This is a genomic window from Rhizobium sp. TAL182 (assembly GCF_002117725.1).
Taxonomy (GTDB): domain Bacteria; phylum Pseudomonadota; class Alphaproteobacteria; order Rhizobiales; family Rhizobiaceae; genus Rhizobium; species Rhizobium esperanzae.
Genome location: NZ_CP021029.1, coordinates 371,424 through 396,382, shown reverse-complemented (window position 1 = coordinate 396,382; position 24,959 = coordinate 371,424). Strand labels below are relative to the sequence as shown.

22 protein-coding genes are annotated in these 24,959 nt (G+C 60.5%); 11 read left to right on the top strand and 11 right to left on the bottom strand.

Translation table 11 applies throughout. The features are described 5' to 3' along the window. The first annotated feature begins 211 nt into the window (after positions 1-211). Together Tal182_RS30925 and Tal182_RS30920 are read left to right on the top strand one after the other, a co-directional pair. Positions 212-2,701, top strand: coding sequence for a bifunctional diguanylate cyclase/phosphodiesterase (locus tag Tal182_RS30925; RefSeq protein ID WP_245344909.1), 2,490 nt, complete (start codon positions 212-214; stop codon positions 2,699-2,701). Positions 2,702-3,053: 352 nt separating this feature from the next. Next, the gene (locus tag Tal182_RS30920; RefSeq protein ID WP_064807795.1) at positions 3,054-3,254 is read left to right on the top strand and encodes a hypothetical protein; all 201 of its coding nucleotides are present in this window, start codon (positions 3,054-3,056) and stop codon (positions 3,252-3,254) included. Positions 3,255-3,437: 183 nt separating this feature from the next. On the opposite strand, the gene Tal182_RS30915 is transcribed toward Tal182_RS30920, so the two are convergent. The 5 genes from Tal182_RS30915 to Tal182_RS30895 form a co-directional block, all read right to left on the bottom strand. Continuing rightward, complete coding sequence (locus Tal182_RS30915; RefSeq protein WP_085862011.1) at positions 3,438-4,148, bottom strand: RNA polymerase sigma factor; 711 nt, start codon at positions 4,146-4,148, stop codon at positions 3,438-3,440. A 36-nt stretch (positions 4,149-4,184) separates the two neighbouring features. Continuing rightward, positions 4,185-4,505, bottom strand: a complete 321-nt coding sequence (locus Tal182_RS30910; protein WP_085862010.1) for a cupredoxin family copper-binding protein — start codon at positions 4,503-4,505, stop codon at positions 4,185-4,187. Between the two features lie 7 nt (positions 4,506-4,512). Further along, a complete protein-coding gene (locus Tal182_RS30905; RefSeq protein ID WP_064807790.1) occupies positions 4,513-5,034 on the bottom strand; it encodes a DUF4142 domain-containing protein in 522 nt (173 codons plus the stop codon). A 97-nt stretch (positions 5,035-5,131) separates the two neighbouring features. Beyond that, a complete protein-coding gene (locus tag Tal182_RS30900; protein ID WP_085862009.1) occupies positions 5,132-5,482 on the bottom strand; it encodes a DUF488 domain-containing protein in 351 nt (116 codons plus the stop codon). Positions 5,483-5,659: 177 nt separating this feature from the next. Beyond that, on the bottom strand, positions 5,660-6,688 hold the full coding sequence (locus tag Tal182_RS30895; RefSeq protein WP_064807992.1) for an aldo/keto reductase: 1,029 nt from the start codon (positions 6,686-6,688) through the stop codon (positions 5,660-5,662). A 240-nt stretch (positions 6,689-6,928) separates the two neighbouring features. Between Tal182_RS30895 and Tal182_RS30890 the strand changes: the two genes are divergently transcribed. The 3 genes from Tal182_RS30890 (at position 6,929) to Tal182_RS30880 (ending at position 11,518) form a co-directional block, all read left to right on the top strand. Next, positions 6,929-8,857 (top strand): diguanylate cyclase, encoded by a 1,929-nt coding sequence (locus Tal182_RS30890; RefSeq protein ID WP_085862008.1) that lies wholly within the window; start codon positions 6,929-6,931, stop codon positions 8,855-8,857. A gap of 94 nt (positions 8,858-8,951) precedes the next feature. Then, on the top strand, positions 8,952-11,246 hold the full coding sequence (locus Tal182_RS30885; protein WP_085862007.1) for an FdhF/YdeP family oxidoreductase: 2,295 nt from the start codon (positions 8,952-8,954) through the stop codon (positions 11,244-11,246). Beyond that, entirely contained in the window at positions 11,243-11,518 is a 276-nt protein-coding gene (locus Tal182_RS30880) for a hypothetical protein (protein ID WP_085862006.1), read from the top strand. The genes Tal182_RS30885 and Tal182_RS30880 overlap by 4 nt, the downstream gene beginning before the upstream one ends. A gap of 55 nt (positions 11,519-11,573) precedes the next feature. On the opposite strand, the gene Tal182_RS30875 is transcribed toward Tal182_RS30880, so the two are convergent. The 6 genes from Tal182_RS30875 to Tal182_RS30845 form a co-directional block, all read right to left on the bottom strand. Continuing rightward, complete coding sequence (locus Tal182_RS30875) at positions 11,574-12,572, bottom strand: AraC family transcriptional regulator (RefSeq protein WP_085862005.1); 999 nt, start codon at positions 12,570-12,572, stop codon at positions 11,574-11,576. 1,141 nt (positions 12,573-13,713) lie between these two features. Further along, positions 13,714-14,793 (bottom strand): glycine betaine/L-proline ABC transporter ATP-binding protein, encoded by a 1,080-nt coding sequence (locus Tal182_RS30865; protein ID WP_085862003.1) that lies wholly within the window; start codon positions 14,791-14,793, stop codon positions 13,714-13,716. Beyond that, positions 14,786-15,673 carry a proline/glycine betaine ABC transporter permease gene (locus Tal182_RS30860; protein WP_064812854.1) on the bottom strand — a complete coding sequence of 296 codons (888 nt, stop codon included), beginning with the start codon at positions 15,671-15,673 and terminating at the stop codon, positions 14,786-14,788. Before Tal182_RS30860 ends, Tal182_RS30865 begins: the two co-directional genes overlap by 8 nt. Before the next feature lie 92 nt (positions 15,674-15,765). Continuing rightward, positions 15,766-16,767, bottom strand: a complete 1,002-nt coding sequence (locus Tal182_RS30855; protein WP_085862002.1) for an ABC transporter substrate-binding protein — start codon at positions 16,765-16,767, stop codon at positions 15,766-15,768. Positions 16,768-16,835: 68 nt separating this feature from the next. Then, a complete protein-coding gene (locus tag Tal182_RS30850) occupies positions 16,836-17,630 on the bottom strand; it encodes a pyrroline-5-carboxylate reductase dimerization domain-containing protein (RefSeq protein ID WP_085862001.1) in 795 nt (264 codons plus the stop codon). A 10-nt stretch (positions 17,631-17,640) separates the two neighbouring features. Next, complete coding sequence (locus tag Tal182_RS30845) at positions 17,641-18,270, bottom strand: TetR/AcrR family transcriptional regulator (protein WP_085862000.1); 630 nt, start codon at positions 18,268-18,270, stop codon at positions 17,641-17,643. A gap of 146 nt (positions 18,271-18,416) precedes the next feature. Here Tal182_RS30845 and Tal182_RS30840 point away from each other — a divergent pair, with 146 nt between their 5' ends. The 6 genes from Tal182_RS30840 to Tal182_RS30815 all read left to right on the top strand — a co-directional run bounded on the left by Tal182_RS30840 (position 18,417) and on the right by Tal182_RS30815 (position 24,958). Then, positions 18,417-20,453, top strand: coding sequence for an NADH:flavin oxidoreductase (locus Tal182_RS30840; RefSeq protein ID WP_085861999.1), 2,037 nt, complete (start codon positions 18,417-18,419; stop codon positions 20,451-20,453). Between the two features lie 164 nt (positions 20,454-20,617). Beyond that, a complete protein-coding gene (locus Tal182_RS30835) occupies positions 20,618-21,244 on the top strand; it encodes a dimethylsulfoniopropionate lyase (protein ID WP_085861998.1) in 627 nt (208 codons plus the stop codon). An 81-nt stretch (positions 21,245-21,325) separates the two neighbouring features. Continuing rightward, positions 21,326-22,075, top strand: coding sequence for an electron transfer flavoprotein subunit beta/FixA family protein (locus Tal182_RS30830; RefSeq protein ID WP_085861997.1), 750 nt, complete (start codon positions 21,326-21,328; stop codon positions 22,073-22,075). 24 nt (positions 22,076-22,099) lie between these two features. After that, complete coding sequence (locus Tal182_RS30825; RefSeq protein WP_085861996.1) at positions 22,100-23,029, top strand: electron transfer flavoprotein subunit alpha/FixB family protein; 930 nt, start codon at positions 22,100-22,102, stop codon at positions 23,027-23,029. A gap of 16 nt (positions 23,030-23,045) precedes the next feature. Next, positions 23,046-23,738 carry a dimethylsulfonioproprionate lyase family protein gene (locus Tal182_RS30820; RefSeq protein WP_064807761.1) on the top strand — a complete coding sequence of 231 codons (693 nt, stop codon included), beginning with the start codon at positions 23,046-23,048 and terminating at the stop codon, positions 23,736-23,738. A 92-nt stretch (positions 23,739-23,830) separates the two neighbouring features. Then, on the top strand, positions 23,831-24,958 hold the full coding sequence (locus Tal182_RS30815) for an S-(hydroxymethyl)glutathione dehydrogenase/class III alcohol dehydrogenase (protein WP_085861995.1): 1,128 nt from the start codon (positions 23,831-23,833) through the stop codon (positions 24,956-24,958). Position 24,959 lies beyond the last annotated feature (1 nt).

The window sequence follows — 24,959 nt, the reverse complement described above, 5'->3', positions numbered from 1 at the left end:
CTGACCGCAGTGTTCCGGGTCGAGCGACGTGCTTGATGTAGCGGATCCGCGCCCCTCAAATGACTTGGGCGGCTTTCTTGGAAGAACACGCAGCCGGTGGATGAGATATCCGGTTGTTACTCATAGTGGTAAACGCATGACGAAGTCCTCGTTCCAGTCGCCTCGGCAGCCCGTCAGTCTTATGCAAGATGGAGAGGGCGAGGGAAAAGGAATGCAACATCAGGATGTCGCAATTGACGGGGAAGCGCTTCTCGAGGCTTTGCTGGGGCCATTCCCCCTTCCGCTTTTTTACAAGAACCCACATGGCCACTATCTCGGCTGCAACAAGGCTTTCGAAGATTTTTGCGGCTACCGACGCGAAGAGATCATCGGGAAAACCGATTTCGATCTCAGTTCGAAACACCTGGCTGAACTCCATTTCGTCGATAATGAGGCGCTCCGCGAAAGAGGTGGAGCCCAGCGTTCCGAACGAAAGATGCTGACCGCGAACGGTGCGGTGCGGAATGTCGTTTTCAACAAGGCGGTGTTGCCAGGGGAAAACGGCGCTCCGTCCGGCCTGATCGGCGCCGTTGTCGATATTACCGAGCACAAGCAGGCGGAGCAGGAACTCAAGAAGGCGCTTGAATTCGCGGAAGGTATCCTCATCGCCATCCCGGATGTTCTTTTCGAGATGGATGAGGACGGCCGCTATCTCCAGGTCTGGACTAGAAGCCCGGAACTGCTGGCTCTACAGAAGGAGATGCTGCTCGGCAAGACGGTCAACGAGATTCTTGCGCCCGATCAGGCAGCCATCGCGATGGAGGCTCTTCGCACCGCCGGCCAGGAGGGCGTTGCCTACGGCCGATGCATCTGCATCGCCCTGCCGAACGGCGAAACGCGGTGGTTCGAGCTTTCCGTGGCGAGACGACCGAGCGCCGATCCGATCGCTGCCACCACGCTCCTGGCATTCTCGCGAGATATCACTGAGCGAAAACAGGCTGAAGACGCCATCAATTCGGTACGGACGCAGTTGCTCAGCGTGCTTCAAACCATGCCCGACATGATCTGGGTCAAGGACATGGATGGGTTCTATCTCCTGTGCAACCACACCTTCGAGCGGCTGACCGGATTGGCGGAAGCCGAGGTTGTCGGAAAGACGGATTTCGACCTCTTCGATATCGAAAGGGCTCGGTTTTTTCGGGAATCGGACAAGGCGGCGATCAGGGCCGGCGAGTGCATCCTCAGCGATGAGGAGTGGGTGGTTTCGCAGGAGAATGGCCAATCCATTCTTCTTGAAACACGCAAGGTGCCGGTCATGGATGCGGCGGGAGAGGTCGTCGGGGTTCTTGGCGTGGCGCGTGACGTGACCGAGCTGAATGCCTCGCGCCAAAAGATCCACCAGATGGCCTTCTACGATCCCTTGACCGCGCTGCCGAACCGGTCGCTGTTCAACGATCGGCTGCGGCAGATGATCACCTCGGCCGGATCGCGGGGCGAGCGCGCCGGCGTGATGCTGATCGACATCGACCATTTCAAGGTGGTCAACGACACGATGGGCCATCCTGTCGGCGACGAGTTGCTCTGCCAGGCGGCCGCACGCCTCAATGCGAGTGTGCGCGATTACGACACCGTCGCCCGTCTTGGCGGCGACGAGTTCGCAATCCTGCTGCCGGATCTCAGGCAAGGCGATAATCTCGGCCGCATCGCCAGCAGCATTCTCGAGAAGTTCAAGGACGGCTTCCTGCTGGATGGCAAGGAGGTCTTCATTTCCTGCAGCGTCGGCATTGCGCTCTATCCCGGTGACAGCGCCGACGCCAATGACCTGGTGAAATACGCGGATTCGGCGATGTATCTCGCCAAGCGCTCGGGGCGAAACAATTTTCGTTTCTATTCCAAGGACCTGACGGCGAACGCCGAGGAACGCATGCGGCTGGAATCGGAATTGCGCCGGGCGATCGAGCGCGAAGAGCTGGAACTGCATTACCAGCCGAAGGTGCTTCTGGACAGCGGCGCGATGGTCGGATCCGAAGCCCTGCTGAGATGGCGCCACGCCGAGATGGGCATGATCCCGCCCGACCGCTTCATTCCGGTCGCGGAAGATACGGGACTGATCGTCGAGCTTGGGCGATGGGTGCTGCGCGAGGCCTGCCAGACCGCGGTCGAATTGAATGCCGGCAGCCAGGCGCCGCACAAGGTGGCGGTCAACCTGTCGGTCAAACAATTCCAATCCGCCGGACTGGTAAAGTCGATCGCCGAGATTCTCGGCGAGACCGGTTGCCGCGCCGAATGGATCGAAATCGAAATCACCGAAAGCCTTCTGCTCGATCAGAAGGACGAGACGCTGCAGACGCTCTCCGAACTTCGCAGCATGGGATTTTCGATCGCCATCGACGATTTCGGCACCGGCTATTCGGCGCTGAATTACCTCGCGCGCTTTCCGATCGACACGCTGAAGATCGACCGGTCCTTCATCAACAGCGCCGACAGGCGCAATGAGGAACTGGTGAAGGCGATTCTCTCGATCGCGCGCTGTCTCGGCCAGAATGTCGTGGCGGAAGGCGTCGAAACCGCCGAGCAGGCTGCCTTTCTCGCCGCAAACGGATGCGGCTCGGCGCAAGGGTTCCTTTACAGCAAGGCAGTGCCGAAAGCGGATATCATCGCCCTGAGGCTGCACTCTCCGGTGGGCGGCTCCAGTCCCAACGAGATGTGGCCTCGCGGGTGAGCGCCCGCCCATCAACTATTCATCGCGGCGGCGCCGGATCGACGTCATCCTCCTGAATTCCACAGGCCCGGCCCCGGTCAGCAAGCCGAGCCTGCAGTCGTGGGTTGCGCTATCCGATTGTCGCAGCTCTGTCCAGTTGGCGCAGCAAAGCCGCAAAGTGAGGTGCGAGACGTGCGAAAGTAGGGATTTGTTAAGGCCGATCCGGCGTTTACTGCCACACGAACAATGCGCAACTCATTGAAATACATGGCGAACTGTTCCGGTTGACCGGCGATGAAGCAGGCCGCAGCCCTTGAGCCATCGGATACGGAGACATGAGCGTTTCCCGTCCTCCAGAATATGAAATAATGAAATGCAAATTGCCGAAATCATCCCTTTTCCAAATTCAGTTTCCAAACTCTCGATAGGCTCCAACGAGTCGCAGGCCACAGGTGAGCCGTCCGGCGCTGCAGACATCGATCAAATGCTTCAGGCACGCGCCCGAATTCGGAAGGTGTTGGATGAACTCGATAGATTGAACGGCGAGCTAAGCCATCTGATCATTGAAGGTTGATAGCGGGCGGCGGAATTCACCGGTCCCGCCGCTTGCCCCATGCACGGAAGAACCTCGCCGTCGGCGCGGGCAAGGTCGAGGGGGTCAGCGCCGCCGTCTGGAATGCTTGATGATTTCGAGAAGGCATACGGCCTGCCTGCCTCGCGTTGCAGCGTCGAAGCAAGCGCGTGCTGATGCCGGATCTCACGATCTCTGGCGAAGGGCTGCGATGACGCGATCGCCCATGGAGGCGCAACGAGCGCCGTCGAAGGGAAACAGCGCGGAGAATGCGCCGGAGAGCTGTTTCTCGATCGACTGGCGCATCAGCCTGCGCGCCCGATGCAGCCGGGTCTTGGCGGTTTCAGGCTTGATGCCGAGATAGGATGCGGCCTCCTCGGTGCTCATGCCCTCGACCTCGCGCAGCACGAAGATGGCGCGAAATTCGTCCGGAAGGTCGTCGACGGCCTGTTCGAGAAGATGCCGCGCCTGGCTTCGCGACAGCTCGCTTTCCGGGTCGGTCGCGGAGAGCGAGGAGGGGAACTGGAGGACTTCGCCGCCCCGCGATGTCGTCTGCATGTCGATTTCCTCAAGCCCGGTGGTATTCTTTCGTGCGCGCACACGGCCCAGCGCCTCGTTGAGCGTTATCCGGGTCAGCCATGTCGAAAGCTCGGCCTCGCCCCGGAATGTCGCCAGATTGGTGAAGGCCTTGACATAGGCGGCCTGCACGACGTCTTCCGCTTCCCAATCGTTGCGGATGATGGCGCGCGCGGTGCGGAACAGGCGCTGATTGTGACGCTGGACAATGGCGCGGGTGGCGGGCTCGTCACCCTGCTTTGCAAGGGACACGAGCTCGGCATCGGGGAGCGCTGATATATTCTGCCGGCGTTGCGCGACCGGAACCGCAATGGCTGTCATGCAAATCTCCGCATTGCTTTGGATCGGAGCCCGGCCTTACGGCCGGACGTCCAGTTTGCCCGTCATGGCGGGATGAAAGCGGCAATAGAAATCGACCGCTCCCGCTCGGCCGACCGTCATCCGCGCCTCCGATTTCGGCGGCAGATCTACATCGAAGCTCTTGTCGCGAGCCGTCGCCGTATGCCGGAATATATCATTGTTTCGCCAGACGATCACATCGCCGACATGCAGCTCGGCAGGCGGCGCACCGAATTTCATGCCTGCGATGGTGACCTGATATTCCGCCGCTGAGGCGACTCCGCTGCTTGTCCAGAGCAGCGCCAACAACAGCGGCGCCAATTTCATCAGCGATCCCATCGCGACCCTACTTGATCATCGAAGCGAGATGCTCGGCATGCGTCTGGTGTTGCTTGAACAGGGTTAGGCCCGTTTCCAGCAGCGATTTCAGCTCCTTGTTCTGAGCCGAAGGGATCAGCACCTTGGCAAGGGCATCGTTGACCGACTTGTGATAAGCGACTTCGTTTTCGACATAGGCCTTGTCGAAGGCTGCACCGTCGAGGGCGTCAAGCGTCTTCAGTTCCTTGCTCGCCTGGGTCGAGAGCGACTGGCTGATCTTGTTGTCCTCAGGCGTCACCTTCAGCTTCTTCACGAGGGCGAGCGCCTGGTCGTTGACGGCCTTGTGGTCGCGCTCCATGGTTTTGGCGAATTCGATGACCTCGGCATTCTTGCTTTTCTTCAGCGCCTGCTCCGCGGCGGTGACATCGATCTGCCCGGCCGTATAGGCGATATGGGCGATCTGAGGGTCGGTCGGCTTGGCATCGGCGGCGATCGAGGCCGTGCCGAGCAATGCCGCGATGAAGGTTGCGCCGAGAATTCGTTTGAACATGATCTGTCTCCTATGTCGGATGAATGCGAGCATTGGATGCAGATCGATCGAAAAGGTTCCCGGATATTTTCGCAGGGGAAATGGTTGTCGGGCCGCTTCAGTTGTCGCCGATGAAGCGCTGGAGCACGATCGCGTGGTTGTGGTGTGGATCTTTTGCCGCATAGAGAAGTGTGACGTCGTCCGATTCCCCGATCCGGCGTCCGAGCTCCTCCACAGCTGACGAGTTCTTTCTGAGCTCGTCGCAATAGCGGCGCTGGAACTCGCTCCATTTGGCGGGATCGTGGCCGAACCATCGGCGCAGCGCCGGACTTGGCGCGATCTCCTTCAACCAGACATCGACGGCCGCCTCCTGCTTCTTCAGGCCGCGCGGCCACAGCCTGTCGACCAGAATACGCGTGCCGTCCTTGTCTTCTTTCGGCTCGTAGATTCGTTTGATGTGCAAGGCCATCTGCTCACCCGCTATGAAGGTAATTCAGAACGAATACGCCGATGCAGGATTTGGTTCCACTCATGGCCTATGGTGCCAATTAGTCACACTGTACTGCCTCTGAGCTGTCACAGTTGATTTTTCGCGTGCAACTGCGTCAACCGCCGCCGTTTCCAGGTACGTTTAGGTCAGCGCGCCCTATGACTCACCGACAGGCGCATCACCTCGCATCAGGCCAAGCGATTTCAGGTCCTCCCACAGCTCGTGAGGGATATGTGTGTTCCGCGCGCGTTCGTTTGACGCCACTTGATCGATCGACTGGCCACCCGGGATGATAGAAACGACAGCCGGATGGAAGAGCGGAAAGTTGAGAGCCGCGTCTGAGAGGGCGACATTGTATTTCAGACAGACGTGCTCGATGCGCCCGACTTTATCGAGGATGTGTGACGGGGCGTCAGAGTAATTATACTGCGCGCCAGCAACCGGGCCTGTCGCGAGTATGCCGGAATTATAGGGCCCGCCGAGCACGATGCCGATATTGCGGGCGACGCACAGGGGAAGAAAGGATTCCAACGCCTCCTGCTCGAGCAAAGTATATCGTCCAGCAAGAAGAAACAGATCGAAGTCGCCACGCTCGGCAAGCGTCTGGCACATCTCCCACTCGTTTATCCCGCCACCAATGGCTTTCACCACTCCCTGGTCGCGTAGTGAGGTCATCGCCTGATACCCACCGCTCATGAATTGCTCGACATAATGGTCACAGGCCGCCGGGGTGCCGTGATTGAAGACATCCAGATCGTGCACGAACAGGATATCGAAGCTGTCGAGCCCGGTGCGCTCGAAAGAGGCTTCGAAAGATCGCATGATGCCATCGTAGCTATAGTCAAAAACCTCTCGGCGATTGGGAGTATCGAAGAATTTGCCGATGCCGGTCCGCTGTTCGGGTCGGCAGACCTTGAGGAGCCGGCCGACTTTTGTCGACACGACGAAGTCTTTACGCTGTTTCGTTGCGAGGAAGCGGCCAACCCGCCTCTCTGCGAGGCCAAGTCCATAGAGCGGCGCGGTGTCGAAGTAGCGGATGCCGTATTGCCAGGCTGCATCCAATACCGCTGCCGCCTCCTCATCGGTTATCGCCTGATAAAGATTGCCGAGCGGCGCGGTGCCGAACCCCAATTCCGTAAAGGTAAGCCCGCCGTCTCCCCTGCGATCCCAATGTCGCGTCTTCATGTCAAGTACCCGCATCCCATTCGTTTACCGTTCGTGCCCGACACTGCATTCTAACCAATAACGCTTCTGGGTGGAATCGAAGCTAAAATGACAAACCTTGGTCTGCGATGGCGTCTGCGATGGCCCGGGCAAGGGTGCCAACCCAGCGAGCATCCGTAGACGAGCGCGATATCCGGTGCATTAGCCGGTGAATGGCGCATCCAGCTGCCCGATTTAACGAAGCCCAAACCACTCTGTCGTATGACAGGGTTGTTACATGGTTTGGAAGGTGGACCCAACGCGGTGAATGGCATCTGGACGCAATTTGGTGGCAACCTTTCCTTCGTGTCTCTGGCAATGTCGCTCTGGGCGCTTTTTTCGATCCAGTTTCAACGTCATTCCTTCAGGCAGGAGAAGATCGCCTTCGGGATAATAGCCGGCGGCGCCTCCATCGGATCCATATTGCTGGCAATTGAATTCCATCCCGGCATCTATATCGACCTGCGTTTTTCGCCGCTGGCATTGGCCGGCATGTTTGGCGGGCCGATTGCGGCGGCCTTTGCCGCGTCGATGGCGATCGCCTTTCGTTTTGCCGTCGGCGGCACGGCGATGGTCGATGGAATCATCACAATCGCATTTGCAACCAGCGTCGGCGTGGCCGGCCATTTCTGGACTCGCAAGAGATCTCCCGGTTTCGCAGACGTTGTTCTGCTGAGCCTCGCCCTCGGCGGCGCGCTGGTCGCATCGATGGCTCTGCTTCCCACTCTGGTGACCGCTCATGTGCTGGCCGGCGTCGGTTTTCCGCTGACGGCCTTGAATTGTCTGGCGACCGTGCTGGGCGGCTTTGTCCTCTTGAAGACGCAGCAATGGGAACTCGAACGAAGCATCCTGGTGACGGCATTTTCGCAATCGCCGGACTATCTCTATGTGAAGGACCGAAACAGCCGGTTCATTACCGTCAATGAAAACATGACGCAGCTCTTCCGTTTCAGAACGACGGCGGAGATGACCGGATTGTCGGATTTCAATCTGATGTCGCAGCCGCTCGCTGAAGAATTGTATCATCTCGAGCAGCAGGTCATGGAGACAGGGACGCCGCTGATCGACTCCAACGAGCGGATCGAAGGCCGCTTCCTGCTCGCTTCCAAGGTGCCACTCAGGGACAAGCAGGGACGGATCATCGGTCTTGCGGGCGTGACGCGCGATGTGACCGAGCGCACAGCACTGGAGCGGGAGCTGCGCGAAAGCAAGAACCTGCTGTCGCATGCGATGGCGAACATGTCCGATGGCATCGCCATGTACAACAGCAAAGGCTTTCTTGTCTTTTGCAACGAACAGTACCGCAACGCCTTTCCGCTCTCCGGAGATGCCCGCGTTGTCGGCGCGCATATCAGCGACATCCTGCGCCGCGTCGTCGAAACCGGCGAGCGGCCTGCTATCGCAGAGGGTAATCTGGAAGAGTGGATCAAGACCGCCAGCGCGACCCTGCACAGCAATAAGGATGAGGAGATTCAGCTTCACAACGGTGATTGGCGCAGCATCCGCACAAGGATTGCCGGAGACGGCACGGCGATGGCCGTCGTCTCGGACATCACAGCGACAAAACAGGCGGAAATCGCGCTCAGGCTGTCGGCGGAGCAATTGAAGAATCTTGCCGAGACCGACGGGCTCACCGGCATTGTCAATCGCCGCGCTTTCGACGAGGCCTTCGCACGCGAGACGGCGGGCAGCACCAGGAAAAATACGCCTTTCAGCCTGCTGATGGTCGATATCGACCGCTTCAAAGCCTATAACGATACCTATGGCCATCCCGCCGGCGACCAATGCCTGCGCGTCGTCAGCAAGTGTCTGCGCCAGTCCGTCAGTCGGCCTGCGGACATCGTTGCGCGCTACGGCGGAGAGGAATTCGCCGTATTTCTTCCCGACACCAGCGCCAAGGGGGCGATGATTGTTGCCGAACAATTCGCGCGTCGCCTGGCCCAGGAGAATATCATTCATTCCGGCAATGAGTTCGGCCGGGTCACCGCCAGCATCGGCATATCCTGCGCCACAGGCGCGACCCTGCGGACCAGCCCGAATCGGCTATTGGCAGAGGCCGACGCCGCGCTCTATGAGGCCAAGACGCAAGGTCGCAACCGTATTCTGGCGCATTCCCGCGAGAACGGGCATGCCCTGAAGGAAACCGGTTAGAAGCTACGCGCTTCAGCTCTCTCGATAGGTTTCTTCTATCGAGTCATCATTCGTACGCCCTTGATGTTTAGCGCCCTTCGTCAATACAGGGCGCATGGACACAAAATTCATTGGGAAGAAATCGGCGGCAGCCGGCGGCTGGGGCGCTCTGAAAAGCTGCGGCAAACAATTGCTGCAAAGCGGCATGCCGGTCTCGGGGGCGCGGACGATGCTGAAGGCGAACCAGCCGGACGGCTTCGATTGCCCGGGCTGCGCGTGGGGCGATCCGGAACACGGCTCGTCGTTCGAATTTTGTGAAAACGGCGTGAAGGCCGTCGCCTGGGAGGCGACGGAAAAGCGGGCGACACCCGCCTTCTTCGCGGCGAATACGGTCTCTGAGCTTCGCCGGCTGTCGGATTACGAACTGGAACTCAACGGCCGCCTCACGCATCCGATGCGTTACGATGCTGCGAGCGACCGTTATCTGCCGGTGGCGTGGGAGGATGCTTTTGCCGAGATCGGCAGCATTCTGAAGGGCCTCGAGAATCCCAATCGGGCGGAGTTCTATACGTCCGGCCGCGCCAGTAACGAGGCTGCCTTCCTCTATCAGCTGTTCGTGCGCATCTATGGCACCAACAATTTTCCCGATTGTTCCAACATGTGTCACGAGGCAAGTGGAATAGCCCTGAACCAGGCGATCGGCGTCGGCAAGGGCACCGTGCTTCTGGAGGACTTCGAGGAGGCCGATACGATCTTTGTGATCGGCCAGAATCCCGGCACCAATCATCCCCGAATGCTCGGCGACCTGCGCCGGGCGGCGACGCGGGGCGCGCGGATCGTCGTTTTCAATCCGATCCGCGAGCGCGGGCTGGAGCGTTTCTCCGATCCGCAGGACAAGATCGAGATGCTGCGCGGCGGCGCGACCGATATCGCCGGCCTCTATCTGCAACCGCAGCTCGGCGGCGACATGGCCGCTGTGCGGGGAATGGCAAAGGCGGTGCTGGCCGCGGAAGACGCTGCGGTTGCCGCCGGTCTGCCACCGGTTCTCGATCATGCATTCTTGGCCGAACATTGCGCCGGGTTTGCGCAATACCGGGCATTAGTCGAGGCGACGGCCTGGGCTGATATCGAAGACCAATCGGGACTAAGCCGACAGGAGGTCGAACAGGCGGCCGATGCCTATATCAGGGCCGAACGGGTCATCTGCACCTGGGCAATGGGTGTGACCCAGCACCTGCATTCGGTGGCGACGATCCGGGAGATCGCCAACTTCATGTTCCTGCGCGGCAATATTGGCAAGCCTGGCGCCGGTCTTTGCCCGGTTCGCGGCCATTCCAACGTCCAGGGTGACCGGACCGTCGGCATCAATGAAAGGCCTGCGGACGGTTTCCTCGATGCGCTGGAGAAGCATTTCGGCTTCTCCGTGCCTCGTGACCATGGCCACAATGTTCTTGCCGCGATCGGGGCGATGCTTGACGGCTCGGCCGAGGCCTTCATCGGGCTTGGCGGCAATTTTGCCCGTGCGACGCCCGACAGCGCACTGGTCGAAAAAGCGCTTCGCCAGCTGAAGCTGACGGTGCACATCGCCACCAAACCCAATCATTCACATCTGATGCCCGGCCAGGCGTCCTTCATTCTGCCCTGCCTCGGGCGTACCGAGATGGATCTGAACGCTGCCGGCAACTCTCAACTCGTCAGTGTCGAAGATTCGATGAGCATGGTGCATGGATCAGCCGGCATCAACCGTCCGGCCTCGCCGCATCTCCTCTCTGAGGTCGCCATCATTGCCGGCATTGCGCAGGCAACGGTCGGCTCCTCCGTGGCCGACTGGGCAGAACTGGCCGACGACTACGACCGCATCCGCGATCATATCGAGGCGACCATTCCCGGCTTTGAAAACTACAATGCCCGCCTGCGCAAGCCGCGCGGTTTCCATCTGCGCAACCCGGCCGCCCATCGGGAGTGGCAGACGCCGGCAGGCAGGGCATCATTCTCTTGCCAGCCGCTTCCTGCGGAGACCGTGCACCAGCGTGCGCGAAGGGGCGAGGGGCGTTTCGCTCTGCAGACGTTCCGGTCGCATGACCAATACAATACGACGGTCTATGGTCTCGATGACCGATATCGCGGTGTCTACGGAGAGCGGCAGGTTATCTTCATTCATCCGGCGGATCTGAAGGCGATGAATGCCGAGGCCGGGGACCGTGTCGACGTGATCGGCGAGTACGATGACGGCATCGAGCGTATCGCCGGGGATTTCCGCTTCGTGCCCTATGATATTCCGCGGGGCAGCATTGCCGGTTACTACCCTGAACTGAACGTGCTCGTGCCGCTTGGCAGCGCCGGCGAGGAAAGCGATACGCCGACCTCGAAATCGATCATGGTTGCCTTGCGCAAGCGAGACGCCGCGTGAGCAACGAGGCTATCGGCGCAGACCGGTTTCTTGCCCTTGTCGCTGCGGCGCAGGATAGGGACATTGGACTGACCTCCGTACAAGCCGGTCTGCTCGTCGCTGCCGAGCTCGGGATCGCGTTCGACAGCCGCTCCTTTGCGCGCATGCTGGGGATCGCGCATGCCCTTGTGTTGCGGGACCTCAGCGCTCTGGCGGAGCGTGACGATATGCTTCAAATCGTCAATCGGGATCCGAGGACGATGCGAGTGCATTACAGCTTGGCCGCGCTCTAAAAGACAGAAGGTGCAGGAGCGAAGCTTAAGAATCGCCGCGCGCTTCAGCTGGAAGTTACCGGCGACTTACGCGCTTCCTCGTTTCGGAGGGATATTCGCCATAAGTCGCCTTGTAGACCGCGGAAAAGCGGCCGAAATGAAAGAATCCCCATTTCAGGCAGACGGCCTTCATCGTCTCCTTGCACTCGGGATCGAGCAGATCCCGGCGCGCCGCGCGCAGACGAAGCGTTAGTAGGTAAGCGGCGGGGGACGTTCCCTTGAATGCGCGGAAACCGGTTTCGAGTGCTCTGCTGGAGACGCCGGCCGCTTCCGCCACCTTTGGCATGGTGATCGGCTGATCGATATTGGCCTGCATGAACTCGATCGCCCTGCGCACATGCTTCGGAGCAATCAGAGCGGGTCCCTTTTCAAGGAAGTGCGACAGCCGGTGCGGCACCATGCGTACGACGAGATCGGCGAGCGCCTGCGTCATGTGCGCCATGGCGATCGGCGACTGCAGCAGCGGGCCGTCATCGCGCATCCCTGATATGATTGTTTCGGTGAGATTGTCGATCGTCCGGCCGGCCGGCGTCGACAGATCCAGTTCGGGCAGAAGGTCGAGCGAGCCGCTGAACGGCATTTCGAACGTCTGGCCGATCGTCTGGAGGATGACGGGCCAGTTGATCAGCAATTCGTCGATGACATTGCCTTGCCCATGCATGAGAACGCTGTCGGGTTCGAAATTATTGTAGAGAAGCAGTTTGCCTTGCCCGGCCTCAGCCTTGCGCGCCCCATAGGTAACTCCCATGCCGCCGCGACGCGGCACGACGAGCGACAGATACTCCGCCGTGCTGACAGTCGGCTCGACGTTGAATTGGAACTCCGCCTCATGATAGCCCGTCAGCAGGACGGCGCTCTCGGCCACGGAAAAATCTAATCCCCAATGAAAGTCCTTGGCGCGGCCGACAGGCTCGGCATCAAACGCGCCGAAAGCGCCGCCGAGGGTTTCCACCATGTTGTCGAAAGACGAACCGTGGAATCGGAAGGAGAATGGCTGGGCGCTGTTTTCCGTCATACTTTCCCCCTTTATTTCATCTGGCGCCGGACACGGCGTGATGCCTCGGCCGCATCGTCGGCGTGGGCGTCGCCGAGCTCATCTTTCTTCTCGCGGCTTTCAGGATCCGATGCAGGGCATGATGAACGAGGCGTGGCCGTATATTAGCGAATAAGAGGCGAAAGCGCAGTAAGGAGGCAGCGAAGCGGGCAGATTTCAAGGTGATGCGGGCGTCGGTATCGCTGGATAACGCAAGCCGGTCCGGGCCGAGCCTGAGCCTGGCCGGCGTCGGAAATACAAACCTTTTAAATGCCTTATCTAAAAATCCCATCTGGTGGATCTTCCTAGCCGGTCGGCAGGAACTGACAGAAGCGGCAGCACTTGGCAAGGTCGCGGGGCTGCTGCTTTGATGGTAATCCGGTGATGAAACGTTTAGCCATCCTGCGCAGATGGCGCGTTTGGGTGCGCCATCCGAAAGTCGCCTGCCGAAGGTTCTAAAGTGGACCGCTCGAGATAGCCTTCGGCAGGCTGACAGGCAGTTGGCATACGCACGGGATGGGGTGCGTATGGATGTAATCCCCTTCCACCATTTTGGGGGTGATCGATGGAGGGGAGCTTCCGGACCGTAAGCCATCATGGCTCCGGTCGGATCTACTTTAGTGTTCCGTAGCGATGGAGCAATTGTCGGGCACCGATATTGTCGGCCAATCGGCTTTTCGTGACGCAGTCTGGACTGGTCCTGCGCAAAACGTATAGGCTTGGCGCTGTCTGCCCCTTCTTTTCAAGGCACGGGATCAAAGCTCCAAATCCGACTCACGCCAGAAATGAGGGACCACGCTGCAGTCATCGGGACGAAAATTCCGCGGGTCAGTATGGTGGCGGGATGAGCCTGCATCGGCTCGACCACGATCATCCCGGCGCCGTCGATGGCGCGCCGGCGTGACGTGCTGGTCACGCGGCACGCCGTTCTCGGCCGTGTTTGCGGTACGCGTGCCGAAGACGATCCTGTTGCGCAAGCTGCGCCCGCGCAAACTGACCGGCGAAAACAGACGCGGAAAAGCTTCGACATGGTGGTCCCTCAGGCAGCCGGCTTGCCCGTTGCAGTGCGTGTGACGCGCCGAACGTCAATGTCGCCGGGCAACCGAGAGGCGTACGTGGAGCTTCAGAGCGCCACTGAAAGGGCACTGTCGCGCTGGGGAGCCACCTCCTGCGAATTCACCATTGCGCCTGCGAGCTGGCGGAAGGTGACGAGGCCCAAGGTTTCTCCCGACGGGGAAACCACCCTGGCATTGTCGTCCGGCGTCGAGGCCAGCATCCGGACGGCCTCTTCCACCGTCGTGCCGGCTGCGATCGTCGGCCCGTTTGCCGCCGCGGCGGAATGGAGCGGCGTCATGACGGCTTCGACATGGACGACCCGGCCGCGATTGACCTCCTTGACGAAGTTGGCGATGTAGTCGTCCGCAGGGCGCAGCACGATATCCTGGCTGGTGCCCTGCTGGATGACCTCGCCGTCGCGCAGGATCGCGATCTGATCGCCCAGCCGCAAAGCCTCGTCGAGATCGTGGGTGATGAAGACGATGGTCTTCTTGATCTCCTTCTGAATGTCGAGAAGGACCGTCTGCATATCGGTGCGGATCAAAGGGTCGAGGGCCGAATAGGCCTCGTCCATCAGAAGCACCGGTGCGTCGTTGGAGAGCGCCCGCGCCAGACCGACGCGCTGCTGCATGCCGCCGGAAAGCTGATTGGGGTATTTCTGCTCGAAGCCCTTCAGCCCGACGCGCTCGATCCAGCGCATGGCGACGTCGACGGCCTTCGCGCGCTCCATACCCTGCACTTCGAGACCGAACATGGTGTTGTCGAGAACGTTGCGGTGCGGCAGAAGCGCGAACTTCTGGAAGACCATAGCCGTCTGCTGCCGGCGGAACGTCCGCAATTCTGTTTCGTTCATCTTTACGACATCGACGCCGTCGACGAGCACCTCGCCGGCAGTTGGGTCGATCAGCCGGTTGATATGGCGGATCAGCGTCGACTTGCCCGATCCCGAAAGGCCCATGACGACCTGGATGCAGCCGGAGGGCATCTCGAGATTGATATCCCGGAGGCCGAGCACGTGGCCGTACTTCTGATTGAGCTCGGTCTTCGTCAGGCCCTTCTGCACCGCATCGACATGGGCGGCGGGGTTGGGCCCAAAGATCTTGTAGAGGTTGCGGATCTTGATACCGCCGAAATGATTCTCAGCCATGGACGGTCTCCCGATGTTTCTGGAGCCTTTTGCCATATGCCTGGCTGACCCGGTCGAAGATGATAGCGATGCCGACGATGGCAAGGCCGTTGAAAATGCCCAGCGTGAAGTACTGGTTGGCGATCGCTTTCAGCACCGGCTGGCCAAGGCCCTGGACGCCGATCATCGAGGCGATGACCACCATGGCGAGCGCCATCATGATCGTCTGGTTGATGCCGGCCATGATGGTGGGAAGCGCCAGTGGCAGCTGCACCTTGAAAAGCTTCTGCGCTCTCGAGGTGCCGAAGGCATCTGCGGCCTCGAGCACGTCCTTGTCGACGAGCCGGATGCCGAGATCGGTGAGCCGGATCATCGGCGGGATCGCGTAGATGACGACGGCGATCAGACCGGGCACCTTGCCGATGCCGAGCAGCATGACGACGGGGATGAGATAGACGAAGCTCGGCATCGTCTGCATCACGTCGAGGATCGGATTGACGATGCGCTGCAGCCGGTCGGAGCGCGCCATCAGGATCCCGATCGGAATGCCGATAGCGATGGAAAGCACCGTGCAGACGAAGATCATCGAGACCGTCCGCATCGTGTCGTCCCACATGTCGAAATAGCCGATCAGCATCAGGGTCACCAGACAGCCGGCGACGATCTTCAAGCTGCGGCTCGCAAACCAGGCAATGACCAGGATGATCAGGGTAATGATCGGCCACGGCGTTTGCGTCATGAATCGCTCGGCAGCGATGAGGAAGTGCTGCAGCGGGACGAAGAGGCTTTCGATGCCGTCGCCATAGCTGCGCGTAAATCCGCGAAAGCCGTCATCGATCGCTTTCTTCAGGTTGCGAAGCGCGTCGTCGTTCATGTGCGGGAATTTATAAAACCATTCCATCTCGGTTCCCCTTTCGTCAAACAGCCGTGGCAGTCTTTTGATTTTGTCGGCGCGTGAGAAGCGGTGCGCTTTTGGCGCACCGCAATTTTGGCTTAGAGAGCAGCTTCGATCTTCTTGGCTGCCTCAGGCGAGACCCACTTGGTCCAAATGTCCTTGTTTTCTTCCAGGAAGTGCTTGGCGCCGTCTTCGCCGGTCGCCTGATTGTCCGTCATCCAAGCCATCAGCTTGTTGACGGTGTCGTTGCTCCAGGAGCGCTTCTTCAGATAGTCCATGACCTCAGGCCCAACCTTTTCGGAGAAAGGCTTGGCAACGAGAGTCACGACGTGATCGACTGGCCATGCCGCCGGCTTCGGATCGGGGCAGTCGGCAACCGTGATGCAGCGCTTCCATTCGGCAGCATCTTCCGGCACGCCGGCTTCGAGCTTGACCATCTGATACTTGCCGAGCAGCGCGGTCGGAGCCCAGTAATAGCCGACCCAGCCTTCCTTGCGCTCGTAGGCCTTGGCGATCGAACCGTCGAGACCGGCGGCAGAGCCGGTGTCGACGAGGGTGAAGCCCGCCTTTTCGGCATCAAACGCCTTGTAGAGCTGCGAGGTGACGACCGTGCCGCCCCAGCCCTGCGGGCCGTTGACGATGGCGCCCTTCTTCGCGTCTTCCGGATCGGGGAAGAGTTCCGGATGCTTCAGCGCATCGCCGATGGTCTTGATGTCGGGATGGGCGTCGGCGAGATATTTCGGTATCCACCAGCCCTGTACGCCGCCATCCGGCAGCGGCGAGCCGACCTGCACGATGCGGCCTTCTTCCGTGCCTTTCTTGACGACATCCGGCAGCAGGTCGATCCAGGCTTCCGGGGCGATATCAGGCTGACCCTTTTCGGCCATGGAGGTGATCGTCGGGACGGTGTCGCCGACGGTGATGTCGGCGCTGCAGCCGTAACCTTCGTTCAGGATGAACTTGTCCAGGTTGGAGAGAACTTCGGCGCTCTGCCAGTTCATGCTGGCGATGGTGACGCTGCCGCATTCGGCGGCGCTGGCGAAAGACGCGCCGCCGAGCAGGCCGAACGTCAAACATGTCGATGCAAGTAGTTTCTTCATTCTCGTTCCCTCTATTTAGCGGCTGATCTAGCTAGACGGGGTGCCGCAGTACCCGCCCTCAACGGTTGTCAGGAAACAGCTCCCATACTCACCGATTTCTTGAATGCTGCCGATAGTCCTTCTGTCACCGCAGCGTCGAACCCGGCGGCGCGCATGCCTTCGATGGCTGCCGCGGTGGTGCCGCGATAGTCGAGAAAGGTTTGAACGACGCCGTCGGGACAGTCGCTGCGGCGCTCCAGCAGCCGGCCAGCGCCTGATATCACCATATTGACGGCGCGGCGCGCAACCTCGGCCGGCAGGCCGCGGGCGACGGCATCGCGCATCATGGCGGCGGCGAGCAGCGCCGGGAATGCCGGCCCGGAGCCGGAAAGGCCTGTGAGATAATCGATGTCGCTTTCCCTTGCGACCTCGTCCTCAGATCCGCAGGTTTCGAAGATCGCGCGGACGACGGCGCGATCGTCGCTAGTGATGTCGTTCGCGCCGATCCAGGGGGTATAGGATCTCCCCACTTCGGCAGCGGCATTCGGCAGGGCGCGGACAACGCGGCCTGTCTTGTGGCGCTCCGAGAGGACGCCCAGGCGAATGCCGGCCATGACCGAAATCACGAGCTTGTCGGAAGCATCGAGCGCGAGTGGATACCAGTCATCGGGGCGGATGGAGAGAAGGATCACATCCGAGCGGTCGGCAAGTTCCTGGCTGTCGGTGGTCCAGAAGGAATCCGGGAAACGGTCGGGCTGCCGGCTGCGATAGGAGAGGCAGAGATTTCGAGGGTCGATCAGGCCGGATTCGAGGATCGAGCCGGCAATGGCCCCGCCGAGCCAGCCGCCACCACCAATTATACCGATCCTCAAGGAAACGCTCATCTCGGCTTCCTCAGCCGGGCCTATAGCTATGCCGCGCGAAGAAGCGATCGAGCTCCCTCTGCTGCGGCACTTCGCCCGTGTAGATCGCAATATATTCCGGAATCCGTTTCATGCGGATGGCGAGTTCCTCCTTCGACTGCATGGAGATATAGCCGATCTGAACGAGATAAGTTGTCCGCGCTCTGACATCTGATGTCGTTTCTGGTACCCCGAACCGCATAAACATTCGTTTAAGCGCCTCCAGCCGGATCTGATCGGCCTTGTGGACCTCGGCCAGAAGCTCGTCCGACTGCAGCGCCCAACTGCGCACGGCAAATTCGAACTTGGCGTCGAAGAGATCGGTGTTCAGCCAGCAATCGAAAACGTTGAGCATCGCTTCGGCCAGCGACTCCGCATAGGCTTCGGACTGCTTGACGATATTGCCGGTGTTTTTATCGCGCCAACGCGCCACCAGCGCGCTCAACAGTTCCTCCCGATCCTTGAAAAACCAGTAGAAGCTCGTTCGCGAGAGATTGAGCTTCTTTGCGAGCGGCAGAATTTTCACCGAGTCAACGCCCGACTCGAGCAGGGAATGGTAGGCTGCTTCGAGCCATCCCTCCTGCGATCCGCGCCAGCCAGTGTCGTTCAAAGCCTGATCCATGAATTAACTCCTATCAAATTACGACACGGCGCACAAGAAAAATGTACATATGTGTCGAAAATAACGACCCGTCTGTTTTCTTCGTTGACACCTATGTACATTGCGCATAGCGTTCCGTTGTCGTTTTTAATCCGGAACCACGGCCCATGTCGAATGATCCTCTCCTTCAGCCTTACCAGCTCAAGCATCTGAAGCTGCGCAACCGTATCATCGTGACCTCGCACGAACCGGCCTATCCGGAAGACGGTATGCCGAAGGAAAAGTATCGCGCCTATACGGTGGAGCGGGCAAAGGGCGGCGTGGCCCTGACGATGACGGCGGGTTCGGCGGCCGTCTCCAAGGACAGCCCGCCGGTCTTCAACAACCTGCTCGCCTATAAGGACGAGATCGTCCCGTGGATCAGGGAAATGACCGATGCGGTGCACGAGGAGGGGGCGGCGATCATGATCCAGCTCACCCATCTCGGCCGGCGCACGCGCTGGGACAAGGGCGACTGGCTGCCTGTTGTGGCGCCGTCGCATCATCGCGAGGCTTCGCACCGCGCCTTCCCGAAGAAGATGGAAGACTGGGATATCGAGCGCATCATCAAGGATTTCGCCGACGCGGCCGAGCGCATGAAGGCGGGCGGCATGGACGGTGTCGAGCTCGAGGCCTATGGCCACCTCATCGACCAGTTCGTGTCTCCGCTCACCAATGAGCTCGATGGTCCCTATGGCGGTTCGCTCGACAATCGTCTGCGCTTCTGTTTCGACGTGTTCAAGGCGATCCGGAAAAGGGTAGGCGACGAGTTCATTCTCGGCCTGCGCTATACGGCCGACGAATGTCTTCCCGGCGGCACGGGCAAGGCCGAAGGCCTCGAATTCTCCAAGCGCCTGAAGGAAAGCGGCCTCATCGATTACCTGAATGTGATCCGCGGCCATATCGACACCGACGCGGGCCTGACCGACGTAATCCCGATCCAGGGCATGGCGAATTCGCCGCATCTCGATTTCGCCGGCGAAATCCGCGCCGCCACCCAATTCCCGACCTTCCATGCGGCGAAGATCCCCGACGTCGCAACCGCGCGCCACGCGATCGCGGCCGGCAAGGTCGACATGGTCGGCATGACCCGCGCCCACATGACCGACCCGCATATTGTCCGCAAGATCATCGAGAAACGGGAAGAGGATATCCGCCCCTGCGTCGGCGCCAACTACTGTCTAGACCGCATCTATCAGGGCGCCGCCGCCTATTGCATCCACAATGCCGCCACCGGCCGCGAACTGACCATGCCGCATATCCTTGATAAGGCCGATGTAAAGAAGAAGGTCGTTATCGTCGGCGCCGGTCCGGCCGGTCTCGAGGCGGCGCGGGTTGCCGGGGAACGCGGCCACAAGGTGGTCGTTTTCGAAGCGGCGAACAATCCCGGCGGCCAGATCCGCCTCACCGCCCAGAGCGAACGCCGCAGGGAGATGATCAGCATCATCGACTGGCGTATGAGCCAGTGCGAAAAATACGACGTGACCTTCCACTTCAACAGCTGGGCGGAAGCCGACACGATTGAAGCCGAAAACCCCGATGTCGTTATTATCGCGACCGGCGGCCTGCCGCATACCGAGGTGCTTTCGACGGGCAACGAGCTGGTGGTCTCCTCATGGGACATCATCTCCGGCGACGTGAAGCCCGGCACCAACGTGCTGATTTTCGACGATGCCGGCGACCATGCCGGCCTTCAGGCGGCGGAATTTCTCGCCAAGGCGGGCGCCAAGGTCGAGATCATGACGCCCGACAGGTCCTTCGCGCCTGAGGTCATGGCGATGAACCTTGTGCCCTATATGCGCTCCCTTCAGAAGCATGACGTGACCTTCACCGTCACCTATCGCCTGGAAGCCGTCGAGAAGAGCGGCAATCAGCTTGTTGCCCATGTCGGCAGCGATTACGGCGGGATTGCCAAGCAGAGCAGCTACGACCAGATCGTCGTCAATCACGGGACCATTCCGCTCGATGAGCTCTATTTCGAGCTGAAGCCCAATTCGAGCAACCTCGGCGAGATATCGCATGACCAGCTCCTGGCCGGTGAACCGCAGTCGGTCGTTCGCAATCCCGAGGGCAAATTCCAGCTGTTCCGGATCGGCGACGCTGTCGCTGCGCGCAACACGCATGCCGCCGTGTATGACGGCCTGCGCATCGCGAAGGATATATGATTGCGGCAGAGGCCACCGGCTGGCAGGCCTAAAATCGTCCTGTTCTAAAGCGTGTCGCGATCTTTCGGATTCGCTTGTCACGCTTTAGGTCTTTGTTTTTACGCATGTCTTTTATCGCAAAACCGCTGCACACTTTTGCGAGACATGCTCTAGGGAGGGATGGCATGAGTTTACGCGGGGGGAGCCTGCAGCTTTTCTTGGACACAGCGTCTCAGGCTTTCCAGGCATTTGCGATAGCCCCGGAGGCCCGACGCTCGATACGGCAGTTTGTCGCAACGCTGGAGCAGCCGGGAACCGCACGTGCCGGCGACGGAAGCCGGTTGCCGGTCTGCGCTTACCTTGATGTGGCGCTCGCGATTGATACCTCCTATGATCCTTCGCTGGGGCGATTGGTCGAGGCGTTCAAAGGCATCGAGCCAATGCTTGAATGGCGTCGGCGCACCAAGTATGACCACTCGGCGAGCGACAATTTTGCCGATGGGCATGCCAATGCGATGATCATCGGCCCCGGCGGACTTGAGGAGCGGAGCGACCTGTGGCTCGGGGTGACGTTGATGGCGCCGCATGTGCGCTATCCCGATCATGATCATGCGCCGGAGGAGGTCTATCTCGTGCTTTCCGAGGGGGAGTTCAAGCAGGGGGAGGGGAACTGGTTTTCGCCCGGCATCGGCGGATCGTTCTATAATGTCCCAGGGATCAAACATGCCATGAGGTCGGTCGATACGCCGCTTTTCGCCTTCTGGGCGTTGCTTGCCGATCGACCGCACCAGTGGCGCGATGAGCAGGTTTAAACCTTGCAGCGCCCTGTGCGCGTCTGAAAAGACGTCCGGCGCTGTAGGGATCAGCATTCGGAATAACAAAGGGGATTGCAAATGAAGATTCTCGTGCCCGTCAAGCGGGTTGTCGACTACAACGTGAAGATCCGGGTGAAGCCGGATGGTTCGGATGTCGAGCTTGCCAATGTGAAGATGTCGATGAACCCGTTCGACGAGATCTCGGTGGAAGAGGCGCTGCGGCTGAAGGAAGCCGGCAAGGCGGAAGAAGTGGTGGTGGTGTCGATCGGTCCGGCCAAGGCCGAGGAGACGCTGCGCACCGCGCTCGCCATGGGCGCCGACCGGGCGATCCTGGTCGAGACCGACGAGCAAGTCGAGCCGCTCGCCGTCGCCAAGATCCTGAAAGCGGTGGCCGATGCCGAACAGCCGGGTCTTGTCATCGTCGGCAAGCAGGCGATCGACGACGATTCCAACCAGACCGGCCAGATGCTGGCGGCACTGCTGGGTTCGGCCCAGGCGACCTTCGCCTCGAAGATCGAGATCGGCGACGGCAAGGCGACGGTCACCCGCGAGGTCGACGGCGGCCTGCAGACGATCGAGATCAAGCTGCCGGCGGTCGTGACCACCGATTTGCGCCTGAACGAGCCGCGTTATGCCTCACTGCCGAACATCATGAAGGCGAAGAAGAAGCCGCTCGACAAGAAGGCTCCTGCCGATTTCGGCGTCGACACGACGCCGCGGCTGAAGGTGTTGAAGACCGAGGAGCCGTCCGGCCGCAAGGCCGGCGTCAAGGTCAAGTCGGTCGCCGAACTCATCGACCGGCTGAAGAACGAAGCCGGCGTGCTGTAACGGGCAAGAACAGGAGCAACTATCATGACCATTCTTCTTCTGGCCGACCATGACGGCAATCACCTTTCCGACCAGACCGCCAAGGCACTGACCGCAGCAAGCCAGATCGGCGCCGACGTGCATGTGCTGGTTGCCGGCAAGGCTGCCAGAGCGGCGGCCGATGCGGCGGCAAAACTTTCCGGTGTGACCAAGGTGCTGCTCGCCGAAAGCGACGCGCTTGCCAACAATCTCGCCGAACCTCTGGCCGACCTGATCGTCTCGCTTGCCGGTTCCTACGACACGATCGTCTCGGCCGCCACCTCGGTCGGCAAGACCGTGCTGCCGCGAGTGGCCGCCCTGCTCGATGTCGCCCAGATCTCGGAGATCATCGAGGTCGTCAGCCCCGATACCTTCAAGCGACCAATCTATGCCGGCAATGCCATCCAGACGGTGCAGGCAAGCGACGCCAAAAAGGTGATCACCGTGCGCACCGCCTCCTTCGCCTCCGCGGCTGATGGCGGTTCGGCAACGGTCGAGGCGATCCCGGCCGTCTCCGATCCGGGCCTGTCGCGTTTCGTCTCCGATGCGCTGTCGGCTTCGGAACGTCCGGAACTGACCTCGGCCAAGGTCATCATCTCCGGCGGCCGGGCGCTCGGCTCGGCCGAGAAGTTCAGGCAAGTCATCCTGCCGGTTGCCGACAAGCTCGGTGCTGCCGTCGGCGCATCGCGAGCGGCCGTCGATGCCGGTTATGCCCCGAACGACTGGCAGGTCGGCCAGACCGGCAAGGTGGTGGCGCCCGATCTCTATATCGCCTGCGGCATCTCCGGCGCCATCCAGCATCTGGCCGGCATGAAGGATTCCAAGGTGATCGTCGCCATCAACAAGGACGAGGAGGCGCCGATCTTCCAGGTTGCCGACTATGGCCTCGTCGCCGATCTGTTCGACGCACTGCCGGAATTGCAAAAGGCGCTCTGAGCGAGGGGGACCGAACGTGGCGCGCATGGCGGGACGTCCAATCAGACCTGGTGCCGACCTTCTCCTGAACGATGAGGAAAAGCCGGCCTATATCAGGCTGCACGACATCGGCAGGGAACGGCGTCCCCGGCCGCTGCAGGAATTTCTCAACGATATCGGTGGGCTGATGCTATCGGCCGACGCTCCCGCCGTGGCCAGTTTCGTTGCGGGCAAGGTCCTTCAGAGGCTGCTCAAGACAGGCAAGGTGCACCCGGAAGGAGGCCCTCTTCCCGGTGTGCCCGAGGGATTGGATGAGGCCATCAGTCATCTGGCGAAGTCGGGACGGAAATACGAGGCGATCGCCGGCCAGTTCAAGAGCCTCGCCGACAGGCTGCTCTGGAGGCGCGGCCGCACCGGCCCGTTTGCCAGCCTCAACTTCGGCAATACGCACTCCCACGCCGTTCTGGTCGGTCCTGGCGGCATGGAGGAGCGCGCCGATCTACGGGTCGGCGTGATCTACATGGATCGCTACACCCGCTTCCCCGATCATGTTCAGACCCAGCCGCGCGCCTTCATTCTGCTTTCGCCAGGAGAAATCTGCCTTGGTGATTCCCAGTGGTTTTCTGCCGCGACCGGAACGGTCTTCGCAAATGATGCCGGACAATCCTTTGCGATAAGATGTACGGCCCAGCCGCTTCTTGCGGTGTGGTGTCAGGTCGAGCCCGGATGATCGAGGTGAGGCCGAGGCAGATCGTTTCGATCGCGCGGTCGTATCTTCGCATATTTTAACAACCGAATTGAATTAACAGGAGGGATTATCAAATGGACGTTCGCGCCGCCGTAGCCGTTCAGGCCGGAAAACCGCTTGAAGTGATGACCGTGCAGCTGGAAGGGCCGAAGGCCGGCGAAGTGCTGGTGGAGGTCAAGGCGACCGGCATCTGCCACACCGACGATTTCACCCTGTCGGGAGCCGATCCGGAAGGCCTGTTTCCGGCGATCCTCGGCCATGAGGGCGCCGGCATCGTCGTCGATGTCGGCCCGGGTGTGACCTCGGTCAAGAAGGGCGACCACGTCATTCCGCTTTATACGCCCGAATGCCGCGAATGTTATTCCTGCACGTCGCGCAAGACCAATCTCTGCACCGCCATCCGCGCCACCCAGGGTCAGGGTCTGATGCCGGACGGCACCTCGCGCTTCTCGATCGGCAAGGACAAGATCCATCACTATATGGGCTGCTCGACCTTTGCCAATTACACGGTGCTGCCGGAGATCGCGCTCGCCAAGATCAATCCGGACGCGCCCTTCGACAAGGTCTGCTACATCGGCTGCGGCGTCACCACGGGCATCGGCGCGGTGATCAACACCGCCAAGGTCGAGATCGGTTCGACGGCGATCGTCTTCGGGCTCGGCGGCATCGGCCTCAACGTGCTGCAGGGCCTGCGCCTTGCCGGCGCCGACATGATCATCGGCGTCGATATCAACCCGGATCGCAAGGCCTGGGGCGAGAAGTTCGGCATGACGCATTTCGTCAATCCGAAGGAGGTCGGCGACGACATCGTTCCCTATCTGGTCAACATGACCAAGCGGAATGGCGACCTGATCGGCGGCGCCGACTACACCTTCGACTGCACCGGCAACACCAGGGTGATGCGCCAGGCGCTGGAAGCTTCGCATCGCGGCTGGGGCAAGTCGGTCATCATCGGCGTGGCCGGCGCCGGCCAGGAGATCTCCACCCGGCCGTTCCAGCTGGTGACCGGCCGCAACTGGATGGGCACCGCCTTCGGCGGCGCGCGCGGCCGCACCGATGTTCCGAAGATCGTCGACTGGTACATGCAGGGCAAGATCCAGATCGACCCGATGATCACCCACACCATGCCGCTCGACGACATCAACAAGGGCTTCGACATGATGCACAAAGGCGAGAGCATCCGTGGCGTGGTGGTCTACTGAG

Excerpts from the sequence above, each read along its gene's own strand:
- Tal182_RS30925 (WP_245344909.1), top strand. The coding sequence starts at position 212 with ATGCAACATCAGGATGTCGCAATTGACGGGGAAGCGCTTCTCGAGGCT.
- Tal182_RS30920 (WP_064807795.1), top strand. The coding sequence starts at position 3,054 with ATGCAAATTGCCGAAATCATCCCTTTTCCAAATTCAGTTTCCAAACTC.
- Tal182_RS30915 (WP_085862011.1), bottom strand. The coding sequence starts at position 4,148 with ATGACAGCCATTGCGGTTCCGGTCGCGCAACGCCGGCAGAATATATCA.
- Tal182_RS30910 (WP_085862010.1), bottom strand. The coding sequence starts at position 4,505 with ATGGGATCGCTGATGAAATTGGCGCCGCTGTTGTTGGCGCTGCTCTGG.
- Tal182_RS30905 (WP_064807790.1), bottom strand. The coding sequence starts at position 5,034 with ATGTTCAAACGAATTCTCGGCGCAACCTTCATCGCGGCATTGCTCGGC.
- Tal182_RS30900 (WP_085862009.1), bottom strand. The coding sequence starts at position 5,482 with ATGGCCTTGCACATCAAACGAATCTACGAGCCGAAAGAAGACAAGGAC.
- Tal182_RS30895 (WP_064807992.1), bottom strand. The coding sequence starts at position 6,688 with ATGAAGACGCGACATTGGGATCGCAGGGGAGACGGCGGGCTTACCTTT.
- Tal182_RS30890 (WP_085862008.1), top strand. The coding sequence starts at position 6,929 with ATGACAGGGTTGTTACATGGTTTGGAAGGTGGACCCAACGCGGTGAAT.
- Tal182_RS30885 (WP_085862007.1), top strand. The coding sequence starts at position 8,952 with ATGGACACAAAATTCATTGGGAAGAAATCGGCGGCAGCCGGCGGCTGG.
- Tal182_RS30875 (WP_085862005.1), bottom strand. The coding sequence starts at position 12,572 with ATGACGGAAAACAGCGCCCAGCCATTCTCCTTCCGATTCCACGGTTCG.
- Tal182_RS30865 (WP_085862003.1), bottom strand. The coding sequence starts at position 14,793 with ATGGCTGAGAATCATTTCGGCGGTATCAAGATCCGCAACCTCTACAAG.
- Tal182_RS30860 (WP_064812854.1), bottom strand. The coding sequence starts at position 15,673 with ATGGAATGGTTTTATAAATTCCCGCACATGAACGACGACGCGCTTCGC.
- Tal182_RS30855 (WP_085862002.1), bottom strand. The coding sequence starts at position 16,767 with ATGAAGAAACTACTTGCATCGACATGTTTGACGTTCGGCCTGCTCGGC.
- Tal182_RS30850 (WP_085862001.1), bottom strand. The coding sequence starts at position 17,630 with ATGAGCGTTTCCTTGAGGATCGGTATAATTGGTGGTGGCGGCTGGCTC.
- Tal182_RS30845 (WP_085862000.1), bottom strand. The coding sequence starts at position 18,270 with ATGGATCAGGCTTTGAACGACACTGGCTGGCGCGGATCGCAGGAGGGA.
- Tal182_RS30840 (WP_085861999.1), top strand. The coding sequence starts at position 18,417 with ATGTCGAATGATCCTCTCCTTCAGCCTTACCAGCTCAAGCATCTGAAG.
- Tal182_RS30835 (WP_085861998.1), top strand. The coding sequence starts at position 20,618 with ATGAGTTTACGCGGGGGGAGCCTGCAGCTTTTCTTGGACACAGCGTCT.
- Tal182_RS30830 (WP_085861997.1), top strand. The coding sequence starts at position 21,326 with ATGAAGATTCTCGTGCCCGTCAAGCGGGTTGTCGACTACAACGTGAAG.
- Tal182_RS30825 (WP_085861996.1), top strand. The coding sequence starts at position 22,100 with ATGACCATTCTTCTTCTGGCCGACCATGACGGCAATCACCTTTCCGAC.
- Tal182_RS30815 (WP_085861995.1), top strand. The coding sequence starts at position 23,831 with ATGGACGTTCGCGCCGCCGTAGCCGTTCAGGCCGGAAAACCGCTTGAA.